This window comes from Secundilactobacillus paracollinoides DSM 15502 = JCM 11969, from assembly GCF_001311135.1.
GTDB classification, from domain to species: Bacteria; Bacillota; Bacilli; order Lactobacillales; family Lactobacillaceae; genus Secundilactobacillus; species Secundilactobacillus paracollinoides.
The window spans coordinates 25448-34305 of sequence record NZ_BBAG01000037.1; the positions used below are offsets into that span (position 1 = coordinate 25448).

The 8858-nt window shown below is 48.1% G+C and carries 5 protein-coding genes and 3 pseudogenes; all 8 read left to right on the forward strand.

Annotation, left to right across the window (positions count from 1 at the left end):
• Window positions 1–94: 94 nt before the first annotated feature.
• The 8 genes and pseudogenes from ileS to mnmA all read left to right on the forward strand — a co-directional run bounded on the left by ileS (window position 95) and on the right by mnmA (window position 8809).
• Window positions 95–2911 (forward strand): isoleucine--tRNA ligase, encoded by a 2817-nt coding sequence (gene ileS, locus JCM11969_RS11455; RefSeq protein ID WP_054711372.1) that lies wholly within the window; start codon window positions 95–97, stop codon window positions 2909–2911.
• A gap of 186 nt (window positions 2912–3097) precedes the next feature.
• A complete protein-coding gene (locus tag JCM11969_RS11460; protein WP_054711374.1) occupies window positions 3098–3349 on the forward strand; it encodes a cold-shock protein in 252 nt (83 codons plus the stop codon).
• Window positions 3350–3442: 93 nt separating this feature from the next.
• Window positions 3443–4002, forward strand: a pseudogene (locus tag JCM11969_RS11465) (NUDIX hydrolase).
• A gap of 13 nt (window positions 4003–4015) precedes the next feature.
• On the forward strand, window positions 4016–4324 hold the full coding sequence (locus JCM11969_RS11470; protein WP_054711376.1) for a hypothetical protein: 309 nt from the start codon (window positions 4016–4018) through the stop codon (window positions 4322–4324).
• Between the two features lie 24 nt (window positions 4325–4348).
• Window positions 4349–5035: pseudogene (locus tag JCM11969_RS11475) on the forward strand (5'-methylthioadenosine/adenosylhomocysteine nucleosidase).
• Window positions 5036–5051: 16 nt separating this feature from the next.
• Window positions 5052–6218 (forward strand): cysteine desulfurase family protein, encoded by a 1167-nt coding sequence (locus JCM11969_RS11480; protein WP_054711378.1) that lies wholly within the window; start codon window positions 5052–5054, stop codon window positions 6216–6218.
• A pseudogene (locus JCM11969_RS11485) lies at window positions 6218–6564 on the forward strand (DUF1831 domain-containing protein). Before JCM11969_RS11480 ends, JCM11969_RS11485 begins: the two are co-directional and overlap by 1 nt.
• A gap of 1120 nt (window positions 6565–7684) precedes the next feature.
• Complete coding sequence (gene mnmA, locus JCM11969_RS11490) at window positions 7685–8809, forward strand: tRNA 2-thiouridine(34) synthase MnmA (protein ID WP_054711380.1); 1125 nt, start codon at window positions 7685–7687, stop codon at window positions 8807–8809.
• The last annotated feature ends 49 nt before the right edge of the window (window positions 8810–8858 follow it).

The window sequence follows — 8858 nt, forward strand, 5'->3', positions numbered from 1 at the left end:
AATGTTAAATTCTAAAAATTGGGTGGTACCACGAAGATCTCGTCCCTTGGATGAGGTCTTTTTTGTTGCCATGCGATAATTCAAGGAGGGACTAATGCGGGTTAAAGATACGCTGAACTTGGGAAAAACCAAGTTCAAGATGCGCGGCAACTTGCCAGTCAAAGAAGTCGAACGACAAAAGGCTTGGGAAGACAACGGCGTCTATCAATTAAGAAAAAAATTAAACGAAGGCAAGCCAACATTTATTTTACATGATGGCCCACCATACGCGAACGGCGACATTCACATGGGCCACGCGTTAAACAAGATTTCAAAGGACTTTATCGTCCGTTACAAGTCCATGAACGGCTTCCGGGCACCATACGTTCCTGGTTGGGATACCCACGGACTGCCAATTGAACAGAAATTGACACAACAGGGTTACGACCGTAAAAAGATGTCTACGACTGAGTTCCGTGAACTCTGTCGTAAGTATGCGCTGGAACAAGTTGATCGTCAGCGTGAAGAATTCAAACGGTTAGGTGTTGCCGGTGATTGGGATAACCCATATCTGACATTGAAGCCTGAATTTGAAGCACAAGAAGTTCGGACCTTTGGGGCGTTCGCAAAGCGCGGCTTGATCTTCCGTGGCAAGAAGCCCGTCTTTTGGTCATGGTCATCAGAATCAGCCATGGCGGAAGCCGAAGTTGAATACCATGACGTGACGTCACCATCTGCCTTTTACGGTGAACAAGTCGTTGACGGCAAGGGCGTTCTGGAAAATGGGACCACTTACCTCGTTGTTTGGACAACCACACCGTGGACCATTCCAGCATCTGAAGGGATCACCTTGGATGCCACCTTTGACTATTCGGTTGTTCAGCCTGAAGGTGAAGACCGGAAGTTCGTTGTTGCCACTGAACTCCTCGATGATTGTGCCGAGAAGTTTGGCTGGAAGAACGTGAAAACGTTGAAGGTCGTTAAGGGGCAAGAACTTGACCGTGTCCTTTGCCAACACCCATTCTATGAAGACCGTAAACTGGTCACGATGATGGGCGACTTTGTCACGACTGATGCTGGGACTGGTTTGGTCCATACTGCCCCTGGTTTTGGGGAAGATGACTTCTACGTGGGTCAAAAATATGACCTGCCGATCCTTGTTCCCGTTGATGATAAGGGATACATGACAGCCGAAGCTGGTCCCGATTTTGAAGGTGTTTTCTACGATGACGCCAACCAAATCTCACTGGACAAGTTAAAGGATGCTGGCCTGTTACTGGACTACATGCCTTACGAACACAGTTACCCATTTGATTGGCGGACTAAGAAGCCAGTTATCTTCCGGGCAACACCGCAGTGGTTCGCATCTGTGGATAAAATCCGCGATGAGATCTTAGACGCCATTCAAGACGTTGAATTCTTCCCCGATTGGGGCAAGAAGCGGCTCTCAAACATGATTCGTGACCGTGGCGACTGGGTCATCTCACGACAACGTGTTTGGGGTGTGCCGCTGCCGATCTTCTACGGTGAAGATGGTGAAGCCATCATTACCGAAGAAACGATCGAACACGTTGCGCAACTGTTTGAAAAGTACGGGTCGAACGTTTGGTTTGATCGTGACGCAAAGAACCTGTTACCAGATGGGTTTAGGTCAGAACATTCACCAAACGGCAAGTTCACCAAAGAAACTGACATCATGGATGTTTGGTTCGACTCTGGTTCATCTCACCAAGGCGTTTTGGAGACGCGGCCAGAACTCAGCTACCCAGCTGATATGTATCTGGAAGGGTCTGACCAGTACCGTGGCTGGTTCAACTCCAGTTTGATCACCAGCGTTGCCGTTTCTGGTAAGGCACCTTACAAACAAGTCTTGTCACAAGGGTTCACCCTTGATGGTCAGGGCCATAAGATGAGTAAGTCACTTGGCAACACGATTGCGCCTGCAGAAGTGATTAAGCAAATGGGTGCTGAAATCGTTCGGTTGTGGGTCTCTTCAGTGGATTCAAGTGCTGACGTGCGGGTTTCAATGGAAGCCTTCACGAAGACGTCTGACGCCTACAAGAAGATTCGAAACACCGTCCGTTACATGCTTGCTAACACAAGCGACTTTGATCCAAAGACGAATGCGTTAGCTTACGATGACTTAGAACCCGCAGACCAGTACATGCTGATCAAGTACAACCACCTTGTTGCTGACTTGAAGGCGAAGTACGATTCTTACGACTTCTTGGACATCTACAAGCAGATCATGAACTTCTTCATTTCTGAACTGTCTGCCTTCTACCTGGACTTTGCCAAGGATATCTTGTACATCGACCCAGAAGACAGTCATACGCGTCGCTCAATGCAAACTGTTTTGTATGAAATGACGGTCGGCTTGACCAAGTTGTTGACGCCAATCTTGCCACATACGACTGAGGAAATCTGGCCCTTCTTAAAGGAACCAGAAGACTACGTGCAGTTAGCTGAAATGCCAACCCCACAACACTTTGACAACGAAGACGCTGTTCTTAAGACCTGGGAAGGGTTCATGGAACTGCGGAGTGATGTGTTGAAAGCGTTGGAAGAAGCGCGGGATGCAAAACTCATCGGGAAGTCACTGGAAGCCCGTTTGGACCTCTACGTTGACGACCGGAACAAGGCTATCATTGACGCCCTTGGTGCTGATGTGCGCCAGGTCTTAATGGTCTCAGACCTTGAAGTGCACGCGATTGCTGATGCGCCTGCTGATGCTGAAAACTTTGACGATGGCGTTGCCACCAAAGTTTCCCACGCTGCCGGTGAGGTTTGTGACCGTTGCCGGATGACGACTCAAGATGTTGGGGTCGATCCAGATTACCCACACTTCTGTGCGCGTTGTGCCAAAATTGTTCGTGAAAACTTCCCTGAAACCAAGGGTGTTGAATTCGACGATTTTAAGGCCGAAGACTAATCACAACATAAAAAACACATTTAAAAGGGCGAATTAGTCGCCAGTCACTTGACGAAACTGGTACACTATTAGTAGCTAAAAAATGTGGACTTTCGCACCTGATAAGGGTGACTGAAATTAATCGAAAGAGGGTTCGAAACAGCTGTTGTTTTGAATCCTTTTTTGTCTGAATAGGTGGTGAAACACATGATCAAAGGTACAGTAGATCGGTACAATGAACAAAATGGGTTTGGCTTTATTAAGTCTGAAACCGGTGAAAATGTCTTTGTGCACTATACCGGCATTGAAATGGCGGGCTATAAGAGTTTGCAGCCGGGTCAAGAAGTTGAATTTGTGATCGTTGAGGGGCAAAAAGGACCGCAGGCGGCACGCGTCCGGCCGGTATCACAGCAAGATGAGGCAAGCGCTCAAACTTCTGAAGAAACCCCTAAAGAATAGGGGAACAATTGCGTCTGGCTCTGATTCTGGTAAACTGGGTCATGACAAGTCACGACGATGACATGACTGAAGAAGAATGGGGAGCGAGTGACGATGAAGATGGAAGAACGGGTTATCAGTACCGAGAAGATTTACGATGGCGCAATCATTAACGTTGAAAGAGAAACCGTTGAACTGCCGGACGGCCACCAGTCCTACCGAGAAATTGTTCGGCATGCCGGGGCTGTTGCGGTGCTAGCCATTACGGATGACAACAAGGTGATATTGGTTAAACAGTGGCGGTCACCAATCGCCAAACCGACGTTGGAAATTCCGGCAGGTAAGTTGGATGATCGGGATAACGGGGATGCACTGCACGCCGTCAACCGGGAATTGAATGAGGAAATTCGGTTGCAGGCACTCAGTTAAAGAAGGTGACTGGCTTTTATTCATCAGTTGGCTTTTCTGACGAGTACATGACCTTATACGTGGCCAAAGACCTCAAACCGGTTGCTGATGAATTGCCACGTGATCCAGGTGAAGATTTGAATGTAAAGGCCTATTCGCTGGATGAATTGAAGGCGCTGATGGCCACGGGTGAGATCGAAGACGCCAAAACGACCATGGCCGTTTGGTACTTTGAATTAATGCAACTGAAGCAAGCACAAGATTGAGGGGGTGACCGCAATGGCAAGTCGCAATTCTGACGAACAGGTTCAAGAACCACAAGAAGAGCAGCCCCTAAGTCGGTCTGCCTACCGCAAGCAACAGCAAGCTGAGCAGGATGCATTTTTAAAACGGGATCGTAAACGGGTTCAAGCGGAAAAACGTTACGCGAAGCAACACCCAGAAGGTGATCCTGAACAGGCTGCTCAGACGGCTAATTTTGATGAAGAAAAGATTCAGCGGCTCAAGCATCGTTTAAATTGGGCAATCGCTGGATTGAGTTTAGGCATCATTATCGTTTTTTTAGTGTTGAGATTTGTTGAATTTTAGGGTTTATAGAAGGGAAGAACGACAGTGACAGTTGGTATTTTATGCGCGATGGACGAAGAGATCGCAACGTTAAAAGAAGCACTTCAGGACGGGTTTACGACCGATATTTCCGGTATTGATTTTTACCAGGCAGAATCAGCGGCCAGGACGTTGTTTTAGTCCGTTCAGGGATTGGTAAAGTAGAAGCTGGGTTAACCACTGCCTTGCTGATCAGCCGGTTCCACGTTGACGTTGTGATCAACTCTGGTTCTGCAGGCGGCATTGGTGACGGGTTGAAAGTTGGCGACGTTGTGTTATCGACGCAAACGGCTTACCACGACGTTGATGCCCAAGTATTTGGGTATGAATACGGCCAGTTACCGCAACAGCCAGCCCGGTTTGATGCGGATGAAAAATGGTTGGGAAAGCTTGCTTCAGCAGCCCAATCAACTGGGTTAACGGTTAAGCAGGGCTCATCGTCTCTGGCGACCAATTCATTGCCAGCAAGGCGGCGACAGATGCCATCTTAAGCCATTTTCCAGACGCACTCTCCAGTGAAATGGAAGCGCTGCCGTGGGTCAAGTGGCTAACCAGTTCCACACACCATACGTGGTCGTTCGGGCCATGTCAGACGTTGGCGACGACAACGCCGGCGTTAGTTTTGACGATTTCATTATCGAGGCTGGCAAGCGCTCAGCCAAGATGTTATTAGCCTTACTAGCAGCAGAATAAGACGGAGGGAATTGCAGTGAAGGAAATTTATTTGGATAACGCAGCGACAACACCGATTTCAAAAGAGGTCCTCGCTGAAATGACTGACAAGTTAGCCAATATGTACGGCAACGCTTCAACGTTGTACGGGTTGGGCCGCGAAGCCCACACCCTGTTGGAAAATGCGCGCCACATCATCGCGCAGAGCTTAAATGCGGACGATGACGAAATTATTTTTACCAGCGGTGGATCTGAGTCAGATAACACCGCAATCATGCAAACGGCAGTTGCCCGCGAAGGGTTAGGTAAGCACATTATCACCACGGCCATCGAGCACGAGGCGGTGTTAAAGCCACTGCATTTTCTCGAAAAGCGTGGGTTTGAGGTCACTTATTTACCAGTTGATGAAACGGGGCAGATCAGTCTGGACGATTTTAAGGCTGCGCTGCGTGATGATACGATTTTGGTCACCATCATGACGGGGAATAATGAGGTCGGCTCACACATGCCGATTCACGAAATCGGCGACATCTTAAAGGACCACCAAGCCTGGTTCCATACGGATGCCGTTCAAGCCTATGGGTTGTTAGACATTGATGTGAAGCGTGATCATATCGACATGCTGTCAACGTCTGCCCACAAAATTAATGGTCCTAAGGGAACTGGGTTCTTGTACCGTAAGACTGGCATCAACTTTCCGAGCTTCATGAAGGGCGGCGACCAGGAGGAAAAGCGGCGTGCTGGGACTGAAAACATCCCAAGTATTGCGGGCTTTGCAGCAGCGGTTCAAACGATTACCCCTGACGAAAAGGCACACCGGCAAGAAAAGTATCACCAGTTCAAACAAGAAATTATTGATGGTCTGACGAACGCCGGCGTGGACTTTGCGCTCAACGGGTCGATGGCTGAAACAAATTTGCAGCACGTGATGAACATCTGGATCAAGGGTGTGTCGACCTATGTGATGCAGACCAACCTGGATCTGGCGGGGATTGCCGTTTCAGGCGGCTCAGCATGTACGGCCGGGTCAATCGAACCATCACACGTTCTGACCGCCATGTTTGGGGCGGATTCACCACGCATTTCCGAATCCATCCGAATCAGTTTTGGCCGGTACACAACTGAGGACGACATTCAGGCACTGATCAGTGCCGTTTCGAAAATTGTGACGCGGTTAAAGACCAGAAATGAGGTGCATCAATAATGGCATTTAATAAAACGGTAACGCTTCAGGGCGATAGTACCGCCTATACAATTAGCAGTAACGTTAAAAAATACACATTGAAAGACCTCGGCTTTCAGGAAACGAAGGTCGGTAATTTTAGTCTGAAACGGTCGTTGGATCCTAAGTCACCATTCAATCCAAGTATTGAATTGAAAGTGATGATCAACAGCACGCTGGACGGCTTTAAAATGGCTGCCGTGGCTTCAAAGGCACGCGGGAAGTCAACTTGTTCAAAATGGACCGGGCGGATGAATTCGCAGAGCAGTTCCACTATTTGATGGAATCGTTTGTTGAACGCGATGTGTTTGAGACGGTTGCGGACTAGTAAGTTGTGAAAGTGCTCAGAACGTGGGGAATTATCTCTGCGTTTTGAGCGCTTTTTGTATGCCAATAAAGGGATACTGAGCAAAATTTCTTTAGACTTCGAGATAATTATTTCAACAGATTAGTTAAGATTGAGGAGGAATTCTGACGCAATTTTTTATGTGACAGCAAAGTATCATATTGTTTGTGTTTGGATTCGACTAGCTTTTGGCGCTATGACAGAAGCGTGTTTACTCCGAAATTGGTGAATGTCTGATGCTTTTCCTATGCGTAATCGATTAAGGTTGGCCGCTAATGAACTCCGATACTACAGCTCGTCATGTCTGACAATTTCACTACAATACGGTTCTCGTTATTATCATTGAGAATGCTGATATGGTGTGAGGAATTCTGGCTATTCATTAGGACTCACTTGACCGTTGCACGATGCATTGCCGTAGAGAATCTTAGAGGCAGTCGAGGGCGGATTATCCACAAACCAGGTTTAAAACTATTGTGATACTTGACCAGAGGATAAAATTTGCTCAACGTGAGTGGAATGCAGCAATTTGGCACGGAGCTGTGGTGTCGACATCAGTTAGCGACCGTTTTTGGGTCGGTTACTGATGTGCGAGACGATGGAGATCCATTTGAGAGCTGCGTAGCAGAAATCAAATTAGCTTCATCGCGAGCCACAACAGCTCCGTGCCAAATTGCGGAATGCAACGGACTGGATGCCTAATATTTGATGAACTCTTTGTGTTCTAACAGGGGTTGTTCTACACTCTGGCAACGTAGCCGAAACGTGTTCCAGAAGGGCAAGAGGCGGCCATATAAGGGACTCTGGCAAAAATCCCAAAGGCAGGGATTTCTGCCAGAGGTAAACCGTTTTCTGACAACGTAGCCGAAACATGTTCCAGAAGGGCAAAGGGTTGCACCTAGTGGACTTCGACGATATAAGCCAAGCCCGGGCTTATATCGTCAAAGTCCACTAGGCTCCACCCTTTAACCGCCCTTCTTCCACACTCTAAGCTAAATTACTTGCAATGCCCCATACCAGCGCGTACACTTAAAATTACTGGATTTTTACGACCTTCAACTCGTGGATTCTCCAGAATCTTAACAGAAGTGATGGTGATTTTATGCAAGACAACAGCCAAACACGTGTGGTTGTCGGCATGAGCGGTGGGGTAGATTCCTCCGTTGTCGCGCTGCGGTTAAAGCAGCAGGGATACGACGTCATTGGTGTGTTCATGAAGAACTGGGACGACACTGATGACAACGGGGTCTGCACCGCCACAGAAGATTACAAAGACGTGGCAAAGGTGGCTGCCAAAATTGGTATTCCATACTATTCCGTTAACTTTGAAAAGGAGTACTGGGACCGTGTGTTCACGTACTTCTTGGATGAGTATAAGAAGGGGCGGACACCTAACCCGGACGTTATCTGTAACAAGGAGATCAAGTTCAAGGCTTTCTTGGACTACGCACTAGACCTCGGGGCCGACTACATTGCAACTGGGCATTACGCACAGTTAAACCGCGATGCAGACGGTCACATGCATCTGATGCGTTCCGTAGATACCAACAAGGATCAGACCTATTTCCTGAGTCAGTTATCAACTGAGCAGCTTGACCGCGTGATGTTCCCAATTGGTGACATTACAAAGCCAGAGGTGCGTCAGATTGCAAAGGATGCCGGTTTGGCAACCGCTGATAAGAAGGATTCCGTTGGGATCTGCTTCATTGGTGAGAAGAACTTCAAGGGGTTCTTAGGCCAGTATCTGCCAGCGACACCAGGTAAGATGATGACCGTTGATGGTGAAGAGAAGGGCCAGCATGCTGGGCTGATGTACTACACCATCGGTCAGCGTCGCGGTCTTGGTATCGGCGGTGATGGTGTGGATAACGAGCCTTGGTTCGTTATTGGTAAGGACCTGAAGAAGAACATCTTGTACGTTGGTAAGGGGTACCATAACGAGCATCTCTATGCCACGCATCTGGATGCCTCTGATATTCACTGGGTCAACACCATTGATCGTGGTCAGGACTTCCACTGTACAGCGAAGTTCCGTTACCGTCAGACCGATACTGGTGTCACTGTTCACCTATCAGATGATGGGCAGAAGGTCACAGTTGAATTTGACGATCCTGTTCGGGCAATCACACCCGGTCAGGCCGTTGTGTTCTACGATGGTCAGGAGTGCCTTGGTAGTGCCATTATCGACGCTGCTTACAGCAAGGACCGCGAGTTACAGTATATCTAATTAAACCAATTACGACGCTTAACTTCTTCGGAGGTTAGGCGTCGTTTTT